The organism is Enterococcus mundtii, assembly GCF_003957375.1.
Lineage (GTDB): Bacteria > Bacillota > Bacilli > Lactobacillales > Enterococcaceae > Enterococcus_B > Enterococcus_B spodopteracolus.
This window is the reverse complement of sequence record NZ_CP025473.1, coordinates 1027844-1051675: the sequence shown is the minus strand read 5'-3', so window position 1 is coordinate 1051675 and position 23832 is coordinate 1027844. Positions and strand designations below refer to the sequence as shown.

Genomic DNA, 23832 nt, shown 5'->3' with positions numbered 1-23832 from the left:
TTAAAATAAATTTAGTAAAATGGTTTGCCAGTCTGTTGCTTCTACGGTTGGACTAGTATGCCCTGTTTCAGAAAGAAATAAAGACGCACCATCTCGATCACAACATTTTTTGGGTTTTTCTTTGAGGGTTTCACCGAAATAATCCATCAGACGTTCTCGTCTACATGATGTTATATGAATATAAGCAAGCATCTGCTGTAGTTGCTTGATTTTCACATGTTCTTGTTTTTTTAATTGCAGAAGCCATGTATCAGGACTTTGCATTTCATTTACCAGCATCAGCCATTTTTGCTGGATCTCATCAAACTGGGACGCCTCTGTTTGCCCATCTAGCAGATGTTCTTCGAAAATATGGCGTTGTTCTTTAGATAATTGTTGGAAAAAGTAATGGATACCTTCATCTCCTGGCCGGTAAAGTAATACAGCGCTACTAGGTCGCTGATCTCGGCCTGCTCGACCAATTTCTTGCATATAATTTTCCAGGCTATCTGGTAGATCATAATGGATGACATACCGAATGTCTGCTTTGTCGATCCCCATACCAAACGCATTCGTCGCAATCAAAAATTGCAGTTGATTTTTACTGAATTGTTGTTGAAGTTGGCGTCGTTGTGAGGCATCTAGCCCCCCATGATAATACCCCACAGCATAGTCTTTGTGAAGCAGTTGATAAAGACGTTCGACTTCTTTTTTAGTCGCACAATAAATGATCATTGCTCCGTCTGCTCGTGCCATCAACTGACGTAATTGCTGGTCTTTTTCATCTGTATGAAAGACAAATAATGAGATGTTTTCTCGATTAACTGAATGTTTGACGAGGGCAGGTTTTGCGCGAAAGAGAATGTGTTCGATCTCTTCTTGTACCGGTCGCGTGGCTGTTGCCGTCAAAGCTAAGGTAGTTGGTGATCCTAATTCTTTTGCGACTCTTCCGAGAGATTGATACTCAGGTCGAAAATCAATGCCCCACTGTGACACGCAATGAGCTTCATCGACTACGTACAACGAAATTTTTTGTTGTTTCAGCGCATGAAGTACTTCCGGTTGCTGCAACATCTCGGGACTGACAAAGACAAATTTATATTCGGATAAATGAGCTAACACATACTGTTTCTCACTTCTAGTGAGTAAGCTATTATAGGCTACTACCCTTTTCTCTCCTCGTTTTTGCAATTGTCCTACTTGATCTTCCATCAAAGAGAGTAAAGGAGAAACAATCAATACCATCCCCTCTTGCAAATAGCCAGTCAACTGATAACATAAACTTTTACCATTACCAGTTGGCAGGATCGCTAAAACATCTTTCTGATTCAATAAGGTGGAAATAATCTCTTCCTGTCCTTGGCGAAAAGAGGAAAAACCAAAGTACTGTTTCAATGGATCAAGCAAATCCATTTTTATCCCCTCCTTTAAATGCCTCGATTTGTGCCAAGCGAAATTCTCCGTAATCGATCGTTTGTCCTTCAAGGTCTTTATATCTTAGCGTAAGAAGCGGTCGCTCCAACGAAGCTAAAGATCTTCTTGTCTCGGAGTGGATCAGTCGTTCAAAAGGAAAATCATCAAAAAAGATGGCCCACTCAATCAAATGGTCATTGATCGTACCTTTCTTCAATCCTCGTTTCACCATCACTTGCTCCACCGAATCACCAGATAAAATCAATGCTCTCGTCGTCAACATGCTTTGATTATAATTTTGTCTAAGCAATGGTGCAAGCAAATCGTATAATAAGAAATCTGAATGCTGTTCGATAATCGCTAATAAACGATGGATACACTGATCTTGGAATAACTGCTGAGCTGTGCCATCTTTCAGGGTAGTCAGTTGGTACGCGAGTAAGCCTATTTGCTTTTTACCAGAAAATTGGTTCGCTAAGAAGTTCGCTTGTTCGTCTGGCATCAGAGTAAAAATAGTAGAAAGTTCCTTTGATACTTGAGCAACTAGCTCCGTTTTGGTACACGTTGTTTCTTTCAACCATCTTTTAACTTGGTACCCATAAAAAGGACCCGTCTCTACTGGTAAATAAGCTGTTTCATTGGCGGATAAGTGAGAGACAACTTGTACAGAGAATTTCAGTAAACGCCAACTAGTAGTAGCTGTACGTCCATACTTATCATAGTGTAGTCCGATGAAGGATTCTTTTTTCCTTCGCATTCCCCCTTTTTTCGTCAGTTGCAACTCTCGGTCTTCCCACTTTAATAATCCCTCATCTATCATCTGTTGAATTTGCGTATCAAACGTTGCTTGTTCAAGTGAAGGAAAACAACCATGAACCACTAATAATCCCTGAAAAAAGCCAAAAAGTAGTACCGAGGATGTACGCTTGCCACTTAATAATTGATAGAGTGAGCTTGCTCGTAACTTGTCACTTGAAGAAAATAAAGATAAAATAAACTCAGTCATAGTAATCCCCTTACGTTAGGATGGTGAATATGTCATTATTATGTAAATTAGTTCCTGAACGCTGTATCGCATGTGGTCTATGTCAAATCGAGGCGCCTGATATCTTTGATTATGATGAAGAAGGAATCGTCTTATTTGCACAAGAACCAGAAGCACATCAACAATTCGTTCAGCCTTTAGAAGAAGCCAACGTAACCAAAGCTTATCAAAAATGTCCGGTTCGAGCAATCTTATTGGAAAAAGAAAATTGACCGCTCTCTTACAACTAACTTTTAGCAGCGCTGTCAGATGATCTACTTGTTTTTTTCTATCTCACAAAAAATAGATGAGGTAATCGTATTCCCCTCAAGTGATAAGGTGTCATCCACGAAAATGCTGCTTAAAAATTTTTGTGGATGACGCCTTATTTTTCTATGAGTTTCCTTTGAGACGTCTGTATCCGCCGATCAGCTTGTGAAATTTTCAATTATATACGGATCATTCCTTTTCGATGGTCCGAAAAGTGACGCTCTTACTTGATTTGATTCAGCCAATTCATCATGGTCGTGACGATTGCTGTTTGTTGGTCTTCATTACTGATCTTTGCTTCACCATCACCTTTTTGATGACCATAACTACCAAATCCGCCATGGTTCCCTCCAGAGATGGAAACAAATTCTGTTTGTTCTGGTAAATAAGCTTTTGCTTCATTAGCTGCTTCTTGATTCATGACTTTATCTTCACTTCCGGTGATACTGATGACCGGTAAATCAGTTTTTGCCAATGTCCCCTTTTCATCCGGATAACTTGCCATGAAATAAATACCTTTTAATCGTTCATCATCCAGATTTGCATTAGCATAACGACTTGCCATCACCCCACCTAAAGAATGTCCTCCAATCACAAAATCTTGATCTTTGAAATCCTCTCTGATTTTGTCTGCTTTGTTGCCACTCAGGATCGCCAGTTCAAAAGGCATTTTAGCAATGGCTACCGTATAGCCATTTGCTGCTAGTTGCTCCGCCCATATACTATAACTTTCTGGTTCGACGAGCGCACCAGGATAAAAAATCACCATTGGATGTTCCGCCGATTTTTCCGATTCGAATAATAAATAATCCTCTTTATCGATTCCTTGCTTAAATGATTGCTCTGCTTGAGTCGATGGTTCATACACACTTTGTTGCCAATAAAAATAACCCCCAATAGCTCCTAAGCCCAGTACGATCACTAATCCTATCAGGACTCTTTTGAATATTTTCAAAAACATCACCTTCCGTCTTTTTTCATTTGATACTCTTATACACTAAATAAAATACGGTAAAATTGCAAATGATTTTATGTAAGATGTTATTGTTGGATATCTTTGTAATGAGGAACAAGTGACAATAAAAATCCACCCCTATTTGACAAAGTTCCTCAAAATAGGGGTGGTTACTTTTATGACTCTTATTCGTTTCTTAACTAACTATTGGTTTACTTCCCACACAAGCGATAAACCGCTTCTGCGTAGATTTGCATCGCTTTGTACATGCTGCTTAATTCCCATCGTTCATTGGCTTGGTGCATGAAGTCTGGTGTATCAGGGAACATTGCACCGAAAGCGACACATTGGTTCATCGTACGGGCAAAGGTTGCTCCCCCAGAAACAAATGGCTCAGTCATATCCCCTGTGATATCACGGTACGTTCCTAATAAGTTTTGGATCAATTCGCTCTCCAAAGGAACGTATAATGAATCCAAGAAATCAAATTCTTCATATGATAAATCGTATGCTTTGATTTTTTCTGTCATTTTTTTGACAAGTTCATCTTTTTTGAAGGTGACAGGGATACGCATGTCCACCCCGATTTTTGTTTGCTCAGGTGTGATTTCTAGACTAGCGAAGTTCATCGTCAACTCCCCAGATTGTTCGTCAACAGTCTTTCCGACTACTTTTTCACCAGTCGCGTTTTCTTGGACTAATTCTCCTAAAAACTTGATTGGCGCAAAATCAAAAACTTCAGATAAAGCGATCGCTAAACGAGAAATCGCATTGACACCTTCTGCGGCATCCTTTGCGTGGATACTTTTTCCTAGCACTGTGATCGAGTCACCTTGATCGTTAAAATCGAAGTTGTGTTTCGTTAACGCTGTTTTTACTTCTGCCAATTTTTCGCCTGAATATGGTGCAGAATCCGGCACTACGTTTAGTGCCCCACCAGCATTTACAGAGAATTCATTTGTGCCAGGACCTGTCAAGTAAGCTTGTAACAAACCTTTTTCTGCATAGATCAAAGGAAATTCTGCATCTGGCGCAAAGCCTTGTGTGATTCCTTCTTCTTTTTCATTGTATTTATCTAAACAACGCCAAAGGTTTTCTTCGTCCGTTCCGAAGATGAAACGAATGCGAGTATTAAATTCTACCCCTGCATCCATCAATGCTTTCACTGCATACATCGCAGCAATCGAAGGTCCTTTATCGTCTTGAGAGCCACGGCCAACTAACCAGCCATCTTTGATTGTTGGCTCAAAAGGTTTAGATTCCCAGTTTTTTTCATCGCCTCCAGGGACAACGTCCATATGGCATAAGATACCAAATAACTCATCTCCTGAGCCTACTTCTGCATAACCATAGTAGCCTTCGGGATCTTTAAATGTTTTAAAACCTAATCCTTCACTAATTTCTAACACTTTATCTAAAGCTTCTACAACTTTTTTCCCAAAAGGATGTCCCTCTCCAGAATCAGATTCATCCAATACAGAAGGAATTCGGATCAACTCACTTAATGATTCTAATGCTTGTTCATGATGTTGTTCTGTTACAAATTGTTTCATCAACTTTGCCTCCTCATTATTTTAAAAAAAGATGGCGGCAGAAAATACTACTTTGATCCACATGTACATCTGCTCGAGTTAAATAGGCCACTCTTTACGAAATTTTCTGTGAAAAAGCCGACGCCTTTGGAAATAAGCGACAAAACCCAAAATCCAAGTTTCGGGTTTTGTCGCTTATTTCTTGGAGCTGGATTTTTCAGTCACCATTCCATCAACAGAGTAACTTGTTTTTCAAAGGTCTTGTTTCTACCGACGATCTCTTACATACAAGCGATACATCGTACATGGTGAATAAAGGATTCATGTCTCTTTATTCAGTCAATAGATATTGTTTCTTCATTTATCATAGAACTTTGGCTGTCATTTGTCTAGAATTAGAACATTGCTGCTACACCTAAGATCACACAGATAGCAACAAATAAGATGGCAATCAACTTCCCAATGAATTTCCACCAAACGGAAATATCAAAGCGAGCAATGGCGATTGCACCCATCACGATAGCAGAAGTTGGTGTGATCAAGTTCACTAATCCAGATGCTGATTGGTAAGCAGTGATTACTAGATCTTTACCGACACCAGCAAATTCTCCCATTGGTCCCATGATGCCCATTGTAGCAGCTGCTAAGCCAGAAGTTGATGGAATCAAGAATGACATAGGGATATAGAAGATAAATGTAAGGATCAAGAAGACACTTGATGATAATGAGCTTAATCCTTGTTCTCCCCAATGTAAGATCGTATCTGTGATCAAACCGTTGTTCATCACTACCTGGATCCCACGAGCAACAGCAACAACGATTGCTACACCAATCAAGTCTGAAGCACCTGCTAAGAATTCTTTGACAAAATCAGATTCTTTCATACCAAAAGTGATTGCCACAACGATTGACATAACTAAGAATAACATTGTGATTTCAGGGAAATACCAATCACCTAGAGGCAACATGTTTTTACCTAAAACAGTTCCAATTACTGGTAGGCCAGTTAACCAATTTGTCAATGACTCAAAAATAGTGAAGTTTTCATTTAATGTTGTCCATGGAATCAAGCTAATGATCATGATACCAAAAGTAAGGAAGAACAATACATTAACATGTTTTTGTTTTTTCGTGATCATTTCTTGACGATTGATTGCTTCGATATCAAAGTGTTTCATGTCTTCTTCGCGCTGATTATATACTAAAGATTTGGTTGGATCTTTTTCGATCTTCGACGCATAACGATACACATAAATAATAGAGATTGCTAGTAAGACAACGAACATAAAGAAACGTAACCCAATTCCTTCGCCCATTGAAATACCAACAGCTTGTGATGCAACTCCTGTCGCAAATGGGTTAACTGTTGATGCCAAACAACCCACTTGAGATCCGACCAACACGATGGCTACTGCTGTGACAGTATCAAAACCGACGGCCATCATGACAGGAATCAATAATGCGTAAAATGGAATCGTTTCTTCCGCCATTCCATAAGTTGAACCACCTAAAGCGAATAAAAGCATCAATACAGGGATCAACATTTTTTCTTTCCCTTTAAAGCGTTTCACAACAGTTGCGATTCCAGCATCTAATGCGCCAGTTTTATTGATGATTCCTAAGAAACCACCAACAATTAAGATAAAGAAGGAAATTGGAATTGCCGCAGGTGTTTCTTTCGTTAACTCACCCGCTGGTACACCCAACATCCCGTTGACTGGAGCCATAAAGATATCCCAAAGTCCTTGTGGATTTTGTTGGACTCTTTCGTAAGACCCTGCAATGATATTACCGGCTTCATCCACACTGTAGTGTCCTGCTGGGATGAACCATGTAAGTACAGCGATAATGGCAATAATAATGAATAAGACCGAGTACGCTGAAGGCATTTGAAATTTCTTCTTCGTTGTTTGTTCCATTTTCTTCTTCCTTTCTTGTTTCAAAAATCTTTGACACATCGGTATTTTATCAAAAAGATGATAAGAACAAAAATAATAACTAGTAAATTCGATAAATTTTATTCAAAACCCTCGTTTATTGCCCCTCCTTTGATTATTTAATTGAAATACTTTATTCATAATAATTGTAGCGTTTCCGTCGTCTATCATATCAGGTCCATCTAACAAACAAAAGGAGAAGAATTTCACATCAAAACGTATAAAATACATTTTTATACAAAAAGGCAAAAAATACTCAGACACAATTTATAAAACGCTTACACAGTGTTGGTTATTGAATTTTTTTTCATGACAAAATATTAAGTAAAACTTAAAAAAATAAACGTTAGCTATGTGAATCCCTATGATTGGTCATTTGTTATCCTCCTGAAAAACCTATCTAGGCTCTCTATTAATAACTGAAAATGCCCTTTTTAATTAAAAAAATACCAACGCCATACGGCGTTGAATAGAGAAATTTATACAAAGAGCAAACAAACCATTGAACGAATATTTGCAGATGCAAAAGAAAAGCATGGTAGGCGTTGGACAAAATATCGAGGTCTTTAAAAAAGTCGCCACGCACACGATGCTTATGTTTGCTGCCATGAATTTAAAAAAACTAGCCACATGGCTATGTAAAGCAAAAAAGCCTATGGCTTTTTATTTCAAATTTCTATAAAAAATAACAAAAAGGAGTTGCAATTAAGCCACTCCTTTTTGTCTACAGTCTGACTTGAAAGTAGAAACTACTACTTTCAAGTTTACTTGTATTTTTTGTATTATATGATATCGTTATCTTTTTTAACAGAATCGTTTACTTTTATTTTACAACGCTATGCCGTTTTTCTAACTGGTGTTGTTTTCTGCTCAACCAAGGTAGTAGTTTGGCGTGTAAGACAAGGAATGCCACACTAACGATAAATCCTTTGATCAAGTTAAAAGGTACAATACCAATCAGAATGTAATTTGCCAGTGGCATACCTAACATTTGGGTTGCGTTTAGGCCTAAAAATGTTAAATAAAGAGGTGTGACCACAAAATAGTTCGCAATGCTCATGAAAATGGTTAGTGCAAGTGTTCCACTAATCACGCCTAAAATTTGATTTTTTCCTTTTTGGTATTTGTTTCTTTTGAAGATGTAGAAAATCGGTAAAGTAAAGACCGCTGTTGAAAAGAAACTAGCGACGTCGCCAACTAGATTCTCTGGACTAAAACCGGTCATAATCAAATGTAAGATTGAACGTAAAAACGCGGTAACGATCCCCGCTAACGGGCCAAATAAAAACATGCTGATCAAAACTGGGATATCACTAAAATCGATTCTCAAAAAGCTAAATGTTGGCATGATTGGAAATGAGAAAAATTGCAAAACCAATCCGATTGCAGCAAATAATGCGACCGCAACCATTTTTTGTACTCGGGTGTTCTTCATGTTGAAATCCTCCTGTTGGGATTCCTCTTCAGCGAACTATTCAACCACGTAAACACAAACAAAAAAACTCTATTTTCGCAGGGGAAAATAGAGTTAGAGTCATTTGTACATACGTATGCCAAATAAGCTCTATCTTCTTTATCCAGACTTTACTGTCGGTATCGGAATTTCACCGATTCAGCTACTCGCAAAAGTAGGTCGTGGACTATAACCACCGGTCGGGAATTTCACCCTGCCCCTGAAGACGAACCATATCTAATTTTTGTTTACCATTTTATTATACTTATTTCATAACAAAAAAGCAAGGTATTTAACCTTACAAAAAGTAAGTTATTTATTTTGATTGATTCAATAACTGACTGATTTCTTTTTTATTCAGCTCACGATACTCACCAGGACGTAAACCTTGCAAGGTCAATTCGCCATATTTTTCTCGTTTTAATTTTTGCACAGGTAACCCGACGGCTTGTAGCATGTTTTTTACTTGGTGGTTACGGCCTTCATGAATCGTTAATTCTACGATACTATGATTCGTATGAGGATCAACAGATAAAATTGCATACTTTGCAGGTGACGTTTTCTTACCTTCAATTTTGATGCCTTTTGTCAATGGATTCAGCGCTGACTTAGTGGCGATCCCTTTGACTTTGGCAACATATACTTTATCAACTTCATGCTTTGGATGCGTCAATCGTTGCGCAAAATCACCATCATTCGTCAATAAAAGTATGCCAGAAGTATCATAATCTAGTCGTCCAACTGGATAGATACGCTCTTTGACCATTGGTAATAGGTCTGTCACTACTTTCCGGCCCTTGTCATCTGCTACAGCAGAAATGACCCCTTTTGGCTTATAAAGTAAATAGTAGCCATATTCTTCTTGATAGATCGGCACTTGGTCGACTTCCACTGTGTCGTGTTTGCCAACTTTTACGCCAAGTTCTTTGACGACTTGACCATTTACTTTTACTCGACCAGCCAAAATATATTCTTCGGCTTTACGTCGAGAGGTAATTCCTGCGTGAGCAATTACTTTTTGTAATCTTTCCATTATATGTTTTCTCCTTCATGCACGCCATCAAAAAATAAATCAAGGGGTGCGTCTTCTTCCAGTGAACGTTCGATATCTTGAATATCGGGTAACTCATTTAGCGATCTCAGACCAAAATAATCTAAAAAATGACTTGTGGTCCCGTAAAGGATCGGGCGACCTGGTCCCTCAACTCGCCCTTTTTCTTCGATCAGTTGATGTGCAGTCAAGCGTTGGATCGCGCCAGAAACTTGAACACCACGAATCAACTCGATCTCACTTCTAGTGATCGGTTGTTTATATGCAATGATTGCTAGTGTTTCGATTGCCGCTTGTGACAAGGTATTCGACGTCCCTTGCGCGTATCTTTTGACGATCGGCGCTAACTCTTTTTTGGTAGTCAGCACGATTTGTTTTTCTGTTTCAAAAAGATGTAACGCTGTGTTGGCATTTGCTTCATAACTAGCTGCCAACTCTGCTACTAAAGCAGTCGTTTCCTCTCGTGTATAGGTCAGTAAGGTACTCAATTCTTCGATTGTCGTTCCTTCTTCTCCTACTATAAATAAGATTGCTTCAAGTTCACTTAATTTCGTCATGTTGTGTATCTCCTACTGCTGGATAAAGCATGATTGATTCATAATTTTTTTCTTGCTGAGCCACGATCTGTCCATTTTTCATCAATTCGAGAATCGCCAAAAATGTTGTGACGACTTCATTCCTGGACGGCGTTTCAAAAAAAGATTCGAACAAACAGCCATTTTTTTGAGAGACGATGCGCTGTTGGATAAATGTCATTCGTTCTTCGATTGTCGCATCATCAGGTGCGATCGTTTTTTCTTCCTTTTGGGCAAATTTCTTTCGTTCTAAAATTTTCTGCATGGCTTGAAATAAATCGATTTTTTTCACTTGTCCACGCTTCAATGGTTTTTCTTGCCCCAATAACTCATCGATTGCAGAAGGTTCTTTTGTGAAATACAAACTACGTTCTTCTGCCTTTTCAGTAAGTTTCTCTGCTGCATACTTGAATTTGCGGTATTCTAACAGCTGATTGACTAATTCGTCACGAGGATCTTCTTCCCAAAATTCTTCTTCGTCATTGCTCACTTCTTGGATAGGCAATAATGTCTTGCTTTTGATTGCCATCAGTGTTGCCGCCATGACGAGGTATTCTCCTGCCACAGCTAACTCAAGCGTCTTCATCGTATGGATATAGTTCATGTATTGTTCCGTGATAGTGGCAATCGGGATATCGTAAATATCGATCGCCATATCTTGGATCAGATGAAGGAGTAAATCTAATGGACCTTCAAAGACATCTAATTTGATATTGATTTCTGTCACATCATTCACTCTTCCTTATTTTCATTGATCCATCTACTTAAATAAGCTTCTGTGATATCCGTTGGATGGATCAACACATCGGGGTATTTTGCTTGCAATTCATTCAACATTTGAAACCCAATATTCTCCCCCCGGTAGGAAGGATTCAACGAAATATCGTGAATCGTCATCTGATCTTTAGCACTCCAATGCACACCAATGATTCCTTGGATATTTGTAGAATCTTCTGGTGTATAGAAAAAAAGTTCATAATCTTCAGCAGATTCATACGTATCGATCTCTTTTAGTAAACTTGATTCTGCATTTAACTTTTTATGAAAGCTCAATAGTCCCATCGCGATTTTTCGGTTTTCTTTTCGATAATGTGTTAACATTTTCTCACCATCCTATAAACTAAGCCCTTGGGAAATGCTGCTTGTAGACATCTGTCATTCTTTTTTTCGTGATATGTGTATAGATCTGTGTCGTTGAAATATCTGCATGACCTAATAGTTCTTGAACGGTACGTAAATCCGCCCCATTCTCTAGTAAATGTGTCGCAAAACTATGCCTCAATGTATGAGGGGTCACGTCTTTGTAGATCCCTGCTTCTCGAACAAGTTGTTTTAAATTTTTCCATATTCCTTGTCGAGAAAGACCTGAACCATGATGATTCAAAAAAACGTGAGTTTCAGATGGATTTTTGACTAGTAAAGGACGAACCTCATCCAAATAACGTTCTAACCATTGGATTGCATAATCGCCTAAAGGAATGATTCGTTCCTTATCTCCTTTACCTAAGGTTTGAACCAGTCCTAAAGACAGGTGCAAATCGCCTAACTTCAGTCCGACTAACTCACTCACACGCATCCCTGTTGCATACATGACTTCTAAAATAGCGCGATCTCTGATCCCTAAACTTTTCGATGTATCAGGTGCTTCGATCAGCCGTTCTACTTCCTTTAAAGACAACGTACTTGGCAACTTTTGGGCTTTCTTCGGGGTCTCGATGTGTTGCATTGGATCTTGTTCTGTATACCGTTCTTGTCGCAAAAATTGATGGAATTTTCTTAAACTTGTAATCATACGTGTAATCGTTGCAGAAGCCTTATTTTCCGCATGCAACGTTTCTAAGTATTGGATGACGACAAATCGATCAATTGTTTGCCAAGAGGTTATCTCGTGTTCTTTTAGATAGTGCAAGTATTGATTCAAGTCCCGTTCATAACTTTTTCGAGTATTAAACGATAATCCACGCTCGATACTTAAATAGCGAAGATATTCATTGATTTCTTCTTCCATCATTCTCACCTCATGCTTCTTTATCATATCAGATAGCCTTTGGTTTCGGTAGTCTATTTTTCAATAGACACTTCAAAGAAAAAGCCGTCTATCAATTCAGACGGTCTTTCTTTCTTTTTTCTTATTATAGCATTCTTGGCAAATACCATGAAAGGTCAAACGATGATCTTTGACAAAAAAGTGGTAACGCTGTTCGATCACTTGTTCAACTTCACTTAGCAGATCTTCTTCGACTTCCTCGATCGTTCCACAATCTAAGCACAGGAGATGATGATGAAAATGTTTGGCTCCTTCTTTTCGCAGATCATACCGAGCCACACCATCATTGAAGCTGACTTTGTCGATAACTTTTAGATCCGTTAGAATCTCCAACGTCCGATAAACGGTGGCCAAACCGATCTCTGAGTTTTTCTTTTTGACTAGAAAGAAAACTTCTTCTGCTGACAAGTGTTCTTTTTCGTTCTCTAAGAGGACGAGCAAGGTTGCTTCTCGTTGTGGGGTCAGTTTAAACCCAGATTCATGTAGCTGTTGTTTTGTTTTTTTCATTACTGACATTGTATTCATGCCCATTTTCTCAACCCCAACAATTTATAATGATTATAATTAAGATATCTAATCAACCGTTCTAGATTAAAATTATTATAAGCTAGACGAGAAAAACATGCAAGTCATTCTCAATTAGATTTTTTTGCCAATTTCGTCACGCCATCCTCTTGTTGGATCAATCCTTGTTTCAATAAATTACCAATTGCTCGCTTAAATGCCCCTTTACTGATCCCAAAGGCACGCATGATCTCATCTGGATCTGATTTGTCAGTGAATGCGATTTGTTGATCTGCCGAACGTTCTAAAATCGTTAAGATCATTTGTGCATCATCAGAAATCGCTTCGTGTGCACGTGGTTTCAAAGAGACATTCAACACACCATCAGGTCTAGTCCCAACTACGCGTCCTTCTAATTTTTCACCTAAACGTGGTTCGCGGTAACGTTCTGAAGGATGGATGAACCCAATATAAAAATCATCCGTCAGCAGATACGTGCCAGTCAGCTTCAAACGATAAGCAATTCCTGAGATGTTTTTATTTTTCAATTCTTCTGAACCATGCTTACTTAGTGATTTGAAGATTCTTTCTTCTGCTAGACTTCCCCAAATGCGATCTTTCGCGTCGACACGCAAAGCGATCATCAACTGATCCCCTTTTTTGGGCCACAACTCAGTCATTGTAGGTAGCTCATCCAGTGAAACAACAAAATCTTTATCCGGTAAACCAATATCAACAAAAACACCTAGATCTTTTCTTGAAGAAGTAACTGTTCCAAAAGCATAATGACCAATGCGACTCTTCGGGATCACCGTTGTAAAACGATTTTCTTGTTTTTGATTCTGATAACCAAACCCTTCGACTGCTTCACCGATCGTATGCTCTCCTTCCTCTTTGCTCAAACGGAAAGTTTGTCCATTTTTCTGGACAAAATAATTTTTTTCATTTTCGTCAATCACCATTGCGGTAAAGACATTTGCTAATAATTCGTTCATCTTTTTCTCCTTTTCTAAAAGGCCTTTGTATTCCAACATTTCTTTGCTATCATAACATAACGCCATGTTTATAGATAGAGATTCTCCATAAAAGCTTGAGCCGGCAGTGTTCGACTGAAATAGGCCATAAAACCCGAAAATATCCTCATATTTTTGGATTTTATGGCCTATTTTTGATGCTATGATGGAAAGAAAAATTGCTTCTGGACCATTGTTGTTTTGCTTTGTAGGAATAGCAAATCAGGCTGATAGAACTATACTCTAGCTAACTACCACTGATCTAGTTACTACCGTTTCCACCAAACCAACCAGTTTTACAATTGATTGTGACAATATAAAATGGTAGAGCACTTTCATCGATACCATTCATCAAAGATGATTTAGTGGAAGTCGCATAAAGGTTGTAGTATCCTTCACCATTTTCGATGCGAGCTTTCTCTAATCGATAGCCGCCCTCTACGATGTATCCTCGTGCAATACTTGTTGCGATCACACTTTCTTTAACTCCTGGTGCCCAATTCCAAGCAGGATTAGAAGCATCTGCGACATCACTAGCTCTTGTTTCCATGATTGGACGGTTTGCGGAGTTAGTCGCTGGCGTTGTTTGTGTCGACTCAGTTTGTTGAGCAGCTGCTTGTGCTTGTGCTTCAGCCTGCGCTTGCGCTTGTTTCGCTTCTTCGGCTTTCTTCGCTTCTTCAGCTTTCTTTGCTTCTTCGGCTTTCTTCGCTTCTTCAGCTTTCTTTGCTTCTTCGGCTTTCTTCGCTTCTTCTTTTTTCGTCAAAGCTTCATCGACTTTGTCCAATTCGGTCACAAGTACTTTGACTAATTCTGTATTTTTTACTTTCGCCACTTCTGCTTTTGCTGTGTCGTACTGCTCTTTCGTCGCTGAATCTTTTACTTGACCATCTGCATAGATCACAGCAGTTTTTTCTTTTGCTGTTTGAAGTTGTTGATACTGTTTGGTTGCTTCATTTGTCGCTTTGTCGATCAATTGACCAAATGCTGTATCATCTGTTTCAAAACTTTGGATTGCTTGGTCCGCTTTCAATTTGGGTTCTGCGATCAGTTGATCATCTGCAATAACTGGTGTAACAAACCATTCATTGACCCTTTGGATCTGTTTGATCTTTGATTGGATATCTTCAAAGGTTTTTTCCAGATCTGCATAACCTTTTTCAGCTTTGACCTCATTCAATGATGCCCTTAATTTTGACAAGTCTTGATTGATCATACTTGTACGAATGAACTGTTCATCATCATCTAAATAAAACGCAGCTAAATCTGATTGTAAATCAGTCATTTTCTCTTGTTTACGTTGGGTTTCAGCAGCGATTTCTGCTTGAACTTTTTGCTGATGATCATAATACATCCAACCACCTGCACCAAGTAAAAGCACTGCCGCACTCGTCAGGTATAATCCTTTTTTGGATTTCTTTGCTCCTCGATCATTTGGCAATTCTTCTTTTTTGATGGATGCATTGCTTGCTTCTTGTTCCTCAACCTTTGTCTGTTCCGGCTGTATTTCCACCAGTTCAGTTGTTTCAGGAGCTTCTTTTGTTTGCGGTGCATCTGTTGAATCAGCTTTCGTACTCTCAACCTCAGAACTTTCCTCTTCGATCGGTTCAGTCGGCTCTATAGGTTCTTCCGTAGAAACTGGGGCGGTTTCTTCTATATTTTTAGTTACGTCTACTTGTTCTTCTGTACTTGTTGAAGAATCTTCCACCACAGTATCTTCCATGATTGTTTCTTCTGTTGTTTCTTCCACTGGTGGCTCTTTTGTTGCATCCTCTTGAGATTTGTCCGGAGAAACTTGCTCAGTTGTATTTTCCGACAAGCGAATGGCGACTGAATCCTCACCCGTTGCTGCCGCCGTTTCGATCATTCGAAGCAGCTCTTTTGCGTGTTCTTCAGTCGTATCTTCACGATGTGCCTTGATGTAAGCAGCTAGAATGGAATTTTCTTCTTCATTGTTTACTGCTTCTTTTAATTCAGCTACTCGTTTTTTCTGCTGAGCTTTTTCTCTTTGCTCAGATGTAGCAGAGTGATCTTTATCTGTTTTTTCTTTGTCAAGATCGGTATTTTCTTTTTTATCTACTTGATCATCCTTTGACTCAGTGCTCGTTTCACTTGAGTCAAACAACTCCATGACAGACTCCAACGGTAGATCTTTTAGTTCTGACCACTCGATTGGATCATTCACGATACTGTCTGGATAAACTTCCTCAGCTGTTTCGTCTAACGATTGATTTTCATCTGTTTGGGGTAATTGTGTCAGTTCAACTTGTTGTGGTTCAAAGTCACATTCTGGACATTTTGATTGATCTTTGATTTTTTCTGATCCACATTTTGGACATTTTTTTATCACTTAGCGATCGGCTCCTTTACTAGGTTTTCGCTACCATTAAATCTACCATAATCTAATCCACACGCCAATAGGATATCCTAAGGATTTTATAAAAAAACAAATAAGTCCTTCAGTAAAAAATAAATAACGACCGTAACGAACTACTTTGTTTAAACAGCCCTTTGTTGAAAGCTAGTTGAATTGTTTGATAAAAAACAAACCCTCAATAGCTGGAGAGATCTCCTACTTTGAGGGTTTTCTATCATTCAAGAAAAATGATCTGTTTTATTGTTTAAAAAATTATTTCTTGATTATTCCAAGAAATCTTTCAATTGTTTTGAGCGTGATGGGTGGCGAAGTTTTCTTAATGCTTTTGCTTCGATTTGCCGAATACGTTCACGAGTCACGCCGAAGACTTTACCTACTTCTTCCAACGTACGTGTACGGCCATCATCTAAGCCAAAACGCAAACGTAAAACATTTTCTTCACGATCTGTCAAAGTATCTAAGACATCTTCTAATTGTTCTTTCAATAATTCATACGCTGCATGTTCCGCAGGACTAGTTGCTTCTTGGTCCTCTATAAAATCACCTAAATGTGAATCATCTTCTTCACCGATTGGTGTTTCTAATGAGACAGGTTCTTGAGCGATTTTTAAAATTTCGCGTACTTTTTCTGTAGGAAGATCCATTTCAGCACCGATTTCTTCAGGCGTTGGTTCTCTTCCTAAGTCTTGTAGTAATTGACGTTGGATACGGATCAATTTATTGATGGTTTCCACCATATGCACTGGAATACGAATCGTGCGGGCTTGGTCAGCAATCGCACGTGTGATCGCTTGACGGATCCACCAAGTTGCGTAGGTAGAAAATTTGAACCCTTTACGGTAGTCAAATTTTTCAACAGCTTTCATCAATCCCATATTTCCTTCTTGGATCAAATCTAAAAATTGCATCCCACGCCCCACATATCTTTTGGCAATACTTACAACTAAACGAAGGTTAGCTTCAGCTAAGCGTTGTTTCGCTTCTTGGTCACCTTCTTCGATCTTCAATGCTAATGCTACTTCTTCTTCTGCAGTTAAAAGGGAGACGCGGCCAATTTCTTTGAGGTACATCCGAACAGGATCATTGATTTTGACACCTGTCGGTGCAGAAAGATCTTCTGTTTTAGCTTGTTCTGCTTTTTTCTCAGCACTTTTCAGACTATGGATCGATGGTTCACCATTTTCGTCAACGACGCTGATACCTGCGTCCTCTACTTTTTGGATCAACTTATCCATTTCATCTGCATTTAAAGTGAATGGTGTCGCAAGTTTATTTGATAGATCATCATAAATCACTTGCCCTTTTGGTTTATTTTCTTTAATGAACGCTGCCACTGCTGCTTCATATTTTTTAACATCTGTTCCATTTGCCATAAAAGAAGGCCCCTTTAAGTAGCTATTCGGCTTGTTTTAACTGTTTCGTTAAATTGATGATCTCAATCGTCAATTCCAATTCTAACTGTTTGTTCCCGGTACGTCGTGCTTCTTGCTGCATCTGTTTTTTTATTATGATTTCTTCAGCTAAGCCCGATTTACTGATCACTCTCAGTAAGTCTTGGATCTCACGTGGCGTACTTTCTTCAGCCATTCGCATGTATTCGATCTCGACCACTATCCGCCTTAAATTTTCATCTTGCAAAAAGTCTAAAAACTCCGCAAGTTTGAATTCTCCATTTTGAGATACAAACGCATCAAATAAAAAATAGATTTCTGCATAAGTATCGTGAATAAATTGAACGCCTTGTTCCTTGAGTAGATTACGCACGGCAAGCTCTTTGAACGCTCGATACAATAGCATTTGTTCTGCTTTTTCAACCTGAGATAGTGGGCGTTTTTGTCTGATCGTTCCGGATTTTACGGACACCTGCTCTGTCGTTGGTTGAACGAGTTCTTGCTTGGTTGGTTGATTCTTTCGGCGCAGATCACGTATTTGTTTTTGCATCGTTTCTCGACTCAGCTGAAATTCTGCTGATAACTGTGTTAGATACATGTCTTGTTCGATTGGCGAAACAACTTTACTCAATTCACTTAGTACCGCTTCAAGATATTCAATTTTATCTTTTTCATTTTCCAGATTTTTTTCTTGCTTCAAATAACGCGATTTAAAAGCAAAAATGGTTTCTCGTCCGTGTAAAACTAATTCTTGAAAAGCCTCTTCCCCATACTTTCTCAAGTACTCATCTGGATCGAGTTTTTCTGGGATCGCTACGACAGATAATTGCATTCGACTATTTTGACGCAGTAGTTCGATGCCTCGGTTCGTAGCTTCTACACCCGCACGGTCGCCATCATAACAAAATACTAATTCTTTTGTCAGTTTTTCCATCTGTTGGATCTGTTGAGTCGTCAGACTTGTTCCCATGGAGGCTAAACCAGTCTTGACACCCGCTTGCCATGCAGCGATAACATCCATAAATCCTTCGAATAGTAAGATTTCCCCCGACTTGCGGATCTCACTACGTGCTTTGTCTAAGTTGAATAAAACTTGTCTTTTGTTGAACAAATCTGTTTCAGGACTGTTCAAATATTTTGGTTGATCTTTTGTATCGTGTTCACCAGCCAAGTAACGACCAGAAAACCCGATCGTCCGACCTTGACCATTACGAAGAGGAAACATGATCCGTTGATAAAAACGATCCGACATCCGTCCATCATCATGTGTAACAAATAAGCCGGACTGCTTGAATACTTCCTCAGAATAGTCTTCGTTTTGGAACACTTGTTGTAAAAATGATCGCTCATTTGGCGAAAAACCGATCTTGAACTCTTCAATCAACTCGGTGGTCAGACCACGTTCGAGTAAATAATTTAACGCTGGCTCACCTACTTTTGTGTGCAACAACATGTGATGATAAACTTCTACTGCTTTTTCATGAGCCGCAATCAATTTACCAGTAGCTGAATCTCCGGTTTGAGTAGTCAGCGTTTGTTGTCGCCACTGATCTTCGAGTTGGATCTGTTCTAAATCAGCGACCTTGACCACTGCTTCTGGAAAAGACAGACCTTCCAATTCTTGAAGAAACGTAAAGACATTCCCACCTTTTCCACAACCAAAGCAATGGAAAATCTGCTTATCTTCCGCAACCGAGAATGAAGGAGTACGTTCTTCATGGAAAGGGCAGAGACCTAAATAATTCTTCCCAGATTTTTTCAACTGGACGTATTGCCCAATCACCTCAACGATATTCGTTTGATTACGAATCGTCTCAATGGTCTCTTGAGGGATCCTTTGAGCCATATTCTCACCCCCTGCATTAGTTGATATCTCATACTCATCGACAAGACATTTCAGGAGAATAACCGGTAAAAAATCGCACTAACGAAAATCAGTGCGATTTTAAAGGACACAATTATACATGTTTCATTGTACCATAATCCTATACTTTTTCAAGTGATAGATACTGGATTATATGACATTTTCTTCCACTTGAGTATGGGGAGTTTTATTTGCATTTACTTTATTCAATAATTTGTTTTGTATGCCTAATTTCCAATATCCTAAACGTAATAATACATTCAAAACCATAAAGCCAACAAAATATGGCCAAGTATTTCCTAACCCAAGATTGACTTCTAATATATGATGGAAAAGCATCGCAGCAACATAAATACCGACCACTGTGGTGACTACTAAGAAAATCCGTAATGGATTGAATGGCAAGCAGGCTTTGATCACTGCCAGACAGCTGATCCCAATCAATAAATAATACATCAATGTCGTTGTTTCACCAGATGTCCAACCTTGGCTATGACCGATCAGGTAGATCGCCACAGTATTGAAAGCAACAAGCAATGCATTAGGTAATGCACTAACTAGCGCAGTAGGCAGATAGCGATAATCGACTTTTCGTTTATCATTCTCAAATGATAAGAAGAAAGATGGATACCCTTCGATAGCAAGGTCGATCAACGTGATCTGGATCGGGATAAATGGGAATCCGATAGCCGTCACTGCACATAAAATCGATAAGATAAATGAATAGATTGTTTTAATAAAGAAAATACCTGAAACTTTCGTTACGTTATTCACGACTCGGCGTCCCTCAAACAATACTTCGGGCAATGTCGTAAAATCAGAATCTAACAAGACAAGATTAGCAATTTGTCGTGTTGCTCCGTCTCCTTCTGCCATCGCAATACTACAATCGGCTTCACGTAAAGCCAATACATCGTTTACCCCATCTCCAGTCATTGCAACTGTTCGTCCACTTGCTTTCAGTTCGTTGACTAAGAGTTTCTTTTGTTGCGGACTCACTCGCCCAAAAACTGTATATTGATGCGCAGCTTTTCTGACTTCTGCTTCTTCTGTCAAATCAGATAGATCAACATACGATTGATAGTTGGGCAAACCAGCACGTCGCGCAATATTTGACACCGTAAAAGGATTGTCTCCAGAAATCACTTTCAAGTCTACCCCTTCTTCGTGCAGATAAGCTAAGGTTTCTTGCGCGTTTTTACGGATAGGATCATCAATTTCAAACAAAGCAATCGGTTCAACCCCTTGAGGATTGCCTGAAGACAACGTTTGATTGGGAGCAAGTCCTAACATCAATACACGAAAACCATTGGCCTGGGCTTCCACTAAACTTTCCGGCAACTGATCGTCTGCCACTAAGCGTTCCGGAGCCCCAACATAGACTACACCTAGTTCAGGAAATTCCATTGCGCCCCATTTGCGGTCAGATGAAAAGGCTAATTTTTCTCCGACATCGTAGCGATTAGAAATCTCGAAATACTCTCTCAAAGCACGCATTGTGACATTATTATCGCTACTTTCAGCTAAATATGTTCCCATAATGGTTGGAATCATTTTTTCATAGGTTTTATTTAAGGGTTCGACTCGTTGGATGCTCATTTTTCCTTCGGTGATCGTCCCTGTTTTATCAAGACATAATGTATCTACATGTGCCAGTGTTTCGATAGAATACATATCTTGGACTAAGATTCGTTTCTTCGCTAGTTTAGTTACACCAGTCGTCAAAGCAATACTGATCAATAACACTAATCCTTTTGGTAACATTCCCAGTAAGGCCGCCGCAGAAGCAACGACTGATAATTGGATCGACGCATTTCGAATGAACAAAGCTTCTAAGAATAAAATGATCCCTAAAGGAATGATCACAAAACTGGTAAACTTAGACACTTTGCGGATCGATTCCACAAGTTCCGAATGAATGTCCTTGTGTGTTTTTGCTTCGTTGGTCAAGCGGACAGCATAATTATCTGCCCCAACACGGATAACTGTAGCAAAGACAGAGCCACTCGTAAGGTAACTACCTGAAAGTAATTCTGCTCCTGACTCTTTGACGATCAAATCAGATTCACCGGTCAGTAAAGCTTCATTTGCCTCTACCCGACCACTGATCACTTGCAAGTCTGAGGGAATCTGTTCACCCGCACCGATTTTTACAAGATCGCCTAAAACTAGTTCTTTCGTTGCGATCATCTGTTCTTTCCCATCACGAATGACGGTTACCTCAGCCTGTGAGACGATTGATAATCGGCGCACAAGATTACGCGCATGGATTTCCTGATAGATCCCCATAGTGATATTTACAAAAATAATGGCTAAGTAAGCCATGTTTGAATAAGCTCCAACTAGTAATAAACAGAGTCCTATTCCTAAGTTCAAAAAATTGAATAATGTTAAAATATTATCGCTGAAAATTTGTTTCGTACTTTTTGTAGCATCCTCTTGGTAATCATTCTGTTGACCAGAGGCACGTCTTTGACTCACTTCATTTTCTGTAAGTCCCTTTAATTCTTTCATTTCCATATCACGCCAACTTTCAAAAATAATCACTTCAATTAGTCTAGCTGTTTCTACGATTAAAAACAACTCGTTTTTTTTATTTTAAAAAAGATAGAAAAATCAAAAAACAGCGGATCTGTTTTCTATTTTTCTATCTCGCCATATACTTCACCTAGAAAAATCACAGAAGAGAATCGTTTCTTCCATCTATCAAGAACTTGGGTATTTGAATACAACGATCACGTTACTTTTCTTCTTGTGCTTCTTTTACTTATACTGCTCTTCTAAACGGCTCATCCACCAGCCTAGTGCAGCACCAGCAATGAATAACACTGGACATGCCAAGATACCTAAAATGCCAAGTCCACTATAATTTGTAGGAATGATCATGATCGTAGATGCAAAAACAATGCCTAGAATAAAATGGAATAATTTGCTATAAGCTTTGGAGAAAATAAAGTCCATTACCTTGGAAAGACCTAGTACACACACGATTCCGCCGATTGCAATAGGAACGATCACTTCTAAACTCACTTCTTTAAATCCATCAGCCATCGCTTTATACAGTCCCATGTAAACTAAAAAATTCGATGGACTTAGTCCGGGAACGATCATTCCGAGACCAATCAAACCTCCTGCCATCATCCAGGTATAGACATTTTGTTCTACTTGTCCATCAAATAAACGGGCACCATATAACAAGAAAAGATATCCTAAAATAAATGTCACAACCATAATAATGAGATCTGTATTGTTTCGGCCTTTTTTCCCTGACTCTTTCCATAAAGCGGGCACCGTTCCAGCAATACATCCCACAAAGAACCACAAAATCGTTGTTTCGTAGGCTCCCAGTAAAAAACTGACTAAAAAAGACAGCAAGAATACGCCAGTGACACCGCCTAAGCCGACTGGTAAAAAGAATAAGACGTTTTCTTTAAAGTTTCTAGTGATATGTGCTAAGAAAGAAATCAGCCGCTCATACATTCCAAATACTGCTGCTAAAGCTCCTCCGCTCACTCCCGGCAAGATAAATCCTGAGCCAATAAACATTCCTTTGAAAAATCTTAATCCCCAATCTTTCGTTGTATTCTCTCTTTTCTCCATTACTTTTTGATTTTCTTCCACTCGTCCAAGCACTCCTTCTTTCCATTCATTGTATTCATTATTGTATTCATTATTCGTCTTGCTTTGATTTGCAGTTGGTTCGATCCAACAGGCTTAAAAAATATTTTCATACCATTCAAGAAACTGTTGGTTCATCTTCACTACATCTGCATAAAACATATTACCACCATTATGGTATAAATACCCACCATTATACAATAATGACTGGATTCGCCAATAGCGATAGGTTTTTTTGTTGTCATTGCCTAAAAGCGGACTCAACACATCCCTAGAATACTCTTCGGCTAAACCGACCGTGTTCTTCCCGCCTCTTTCGTTGACGTAAGCAATATAGTCTTTACCAAAATTGTACGCTTGGATCGCTGTCGCCAGATCGCAACCTAATGCTTCCGCCTCAGCTATCATCTCTGAGAGGTATTTGACTCCTTGGTCAATACTTCCTTCTTGTGTCGTGATCGCCCCCATCTGTCCATAGGCACTTTCCGAACTTTGCATCAAATCGACACCATTTCCTCTTGATTCAGTAAGTATGATTGCCTTCACTAGATTCTCATGTTCTTGCATTTGATACTTTTTTAATGCTGACGAAATCTCTGGCTGATAATTTTCTACACGCTTGATCGATTGATATGTTCTACCGAATAGAAAAAGAATCGTTGCCAGAATCGTGAAGACAAATAGACTTACGATCATACGGAAGATTGATTTTCTTTTTTCCTTCATCCAAACCCACCTAGCTATTTGACATCTTTTTTTATCTTACTATTTCTTTTCATTCTTGGCTATTTTTTCTCTGTTTTTTCTTATTTAATTTAATAAAAAATGAATG

General features: G+C 39.0%; 20 protein-coding genes, 1 pseudogene and 1 riboswitch. Of the genes and pseudogenes, 2 read left to right on the top strand and 19 right to left on the bottom strand.

Annotated features, from left to right (window positions below; genetic code table 11):
• Positions 1-1392, bottom strand: a complete 1392-nt coding sequence (locus CYK55_RS05325) for a RecQ family ATP-dependent DNA helicase (protein WP_034688018.1) — start codon at positions 1390-1392, stop codon at positions 1-3.
• Positions 1379-2398 (bottom strand): helix-turn-helix domain-containing protein, encoded by a 1020-nt coding sequence (locus CYK55_RS05320; protein WP_034688020.1) that lies wholly within the window; start codon positions 2396-2398, stop codon positions 1379-1381. The genes CYK55_RS05325 and CYK55_RS05320 overlap by 14 nt, the downstream gene beginning before the upstream one ends.
• 29 nt (positions 2399-2427) lie before the next feature.
• Here CYK55_RS05320 and CYK55_RS05315 point away from each other — a divergent pair, with 29 nt between their 5' ends.
• Complete coding sequence (locus tag CYK55_RS05315) at positions 2428-2649, top strand: ferredoxin (protein ID WP_010735774.1); 222 nt, start codon at positions 2428-2430, stop codon at positions 2647-2649.
• Positions 2650-2909: 260 nt separating this feature from the next.
• Here CYK55_RS05315 and CYK55_RS05310 read toward each other — a convergent pair whose 3' ends face one another.
• The 3 genes from CYK55_RS05310 to CYK55_RS05300 all read right to left on the bottom strand — a co-directional run bounded on the left by CYK55_RS05310 (position 2910) and on the right by CYK55_RS05300 (position 7092).
• The gene (locus CYK55_RS05310) at positions 2910-3641 is read right to left on the bottom strand and encodes an alpha/beta hydrolase (RefSeq protein ID WP_200868954.1); all 732 of its coding nucleotides are present in this window, start codon (positions 3639-3641) and stop codon (positions 2910-2912) included.
• A gap of 212 nt (positions 3642-3853) precedes the next feature.
• The gene (locus tag CYK55_RS05305) at positions 3854-5194 is read right to left on the bottom strand and encodes a M20 family metallopeptidase (RefSeq protein ID WP_034688024.1); all 1341 of its coding nucleotides are present in this window, start codon (positions 5192-5194) and stop codon (positions 3854-3856) included.
• A 374-nt stretch (positions 5195-5568) separates the two neighbouring features.
• A complete protein-coding gene (locus CYK55_RS05300; protein WP_034688026.1) occupies positions 5569-7092 on the bottom strand; it encodes a YfcC family protein in 1524 nt (507 codons plus the stop codon).
• Between the two features lie 471 nt (positions 7093-7563).
• Between CYK55_RS05300 and CYK55_RS14065 the strand changes: the two are divergent.
• Positions 7564-7792: pseudogene (locus CYK55_RS14065) on the top strand (transposase); the annotation flags it as partial.
• Between the two features lie 141 nt (positions 7793-7933).
• On the opposite strand, the gene CYK55_RS05290 reads toward CYK55_RS14065, so the two are convergent.
• The 14 genes from CYK55_RS05290 to CYK55_RS05225 all read right to left on the bottom strand — a co-directional run bounded on the left by CYK55_RS05290 (position 7934) and on the right by CYK55_RS05225 (position 23726).
• Positions 7934-8545: an ECF transporter S component gene (locus CYK55_RS05290; protein ID WP_034688030.1), complete on the bottom strand. Its 612-nt coding sequence runs from the start codon at positions 8543-8545 to the stop codon at positions 7934-7936.
• 127 nt (positions 8546-8672) lie between these two features.
• Positions 8673-8795: riboswitch (FMN riboswitch) on the bottom strand.
• A gap of 84 nt (positions 8796-8879) precedes the next feature.
• Entirely contained in the window at positions 8880-9596 is a 717-nt protein-coding gene (locus CYK55_RS05285) for a pseudouridine synthase (protein ID WP_010735779.1), read from the bottom strand.
• Positions 9596-10171 carry an SMC-Scp complex subunit ScpB gene (gene scpB / locus CYK55_RS05280; protein WP_034688032.1) on the bottom strand — a complete coding sequence of 192 codons (576 nt, stop codon included), beginning with the start codon at positions 10169-10171 and terminating at the stop codon, positions 9596-9598. The genes CYK55_RS05285 and scpB overlap by 1 nt, the downstream gene beginning before the upstream one ends.
• Positions 10155-10925 (bottom strand): segregation/condensation protein A, encoded by a 771-nt coding sequence (locus tag CYK55_RS05275; RefSeq protein ID WP_271525564.1) that lies wholly within the window; start codon positions 10923-10925, stop codon positions 10155-10157. The genes scpB and CYK55_RS05275 overlap by 17 nt, the downstream gene beginning before the upstream one ends.
• Positions 10922-11290 carry a GNAT family N-acetyltransferase gene (locus CYK55_RS05270; RefSeq protein WP_034688034.1) on the bottom strand — a complete coding sequence of 123 codons (369 nt, stop codon included), beginning with the start codon at positions 11288-11290 and terminating at the stop codon, positions 10922-10924. Before CYK55_RS05270 ends, CYK55_RS05275 begins: the two co-directional genes overlap by 4 nt.
• Before the next feature lie 19 nt (positions 11291-11309).
• The gene (gene xerD / locus CYK55_RS05265; RefSeq protein ID WP_034688035.1) at positions 11310-12197 is read right to left on the bottom strand and encodes a site-specific tyrosine recombinase XerD; all 888 of its coding nucleotides are present in this window, start codon (positions 12195-12197) and stop codon (positions 11310-11312) included.
• Positions 12198-12293: 96 nt separating this feature from the next.
• Positions 12294-12767, bottom strand: a complete 474-nt coding sequence (locus tag CYK55_RS05260; RefSeq protein ID WP_023519469.1) for a Fur family transcriptional regulator — start codon at positions 12765-12767, stop codon at positions 12294-12296.
• 104 nt (positions 12768-12871) lie between these two features.
• Positions 12872-13735 (bottom strand): CvfB family protein, encoded by an 864-nt coding sequence (locus CYK55_RS05255; RefSeq protein WP_034688119.1) that lies wholly within the window; start codon positions 13733-13735, stop codon positions 12872-12874.
• Positions 13736-14015: 280 nt separating this feature from the next.
• A complete protein-coding gene (locus CYK55_RS05250) occupies positions 14016-16100 on the bottom strand; it encodes a cell division site-positioning protein MapZ family protein (protein ID WP_126134023.1) in 2085 nt (694 codons plus the stop codon).
• A gap of 290 nt (positions 16101-16390) precedes the next feature.
• Positions 16391-17500 (bottom strand): RNA polymerase sigma factor RpoD, encoded by a 1110-nt coding sequence (gene rpoD, locus CYK55_RS05245; protein ID WP_010735787.1) that lies wholly within the window; start codon positions 17498-17500, stop codon positions 16391-16393.
• A 22-nt stretch (positions 17501-17522) separates the two neighbouring features.
• Positions 17523-19364, bottom strand: a complete 1842-nt coding sequence (gene dnaG, locus CYK55_RS05240) for a DNA primase (protein ID WP_034688039.1) — start codon at positions 19362-19364, stop codon at positions 17523-17525.
• A 168-nt stretch (positions 19365-19532) separates the two neighbouring features.
• Complete coding sequence (locus CYK55_RS05235; protein ID WP_200868956.1) at positions 19533-21902, bottom strand: cation-translocating P-type ATPase; 2370 nt, start codon at positions 21900-21902, stop codon at positions 19533-19535.
• A gap of 243 nt (positions 21903-22145) precedes the next feature.
• Positions 22146-22982: a DUF368 domain-containing protein gene (locus CYK55_RS05230; protein WP_404830926.1), complete on the bottom strand. Its 837-nt coding sequence runs from the start codon at positions 22980-22982 to the stop codon at positions 22146-22148.
• Between the two features lie 114 nt (positions 22983-23096).
• A complete protein-coding gene (locus CYK55_RS05225) occupies positions 23097-23726 on the bottom strand; it encodes a lysozyme family protein (RefSeq protein ID WP_034688042.1) in 630 nt (209 codons plus the stop codon).
• Between the last annotated feature and the right edge of the window lie 106 nt (positions 23727-23832).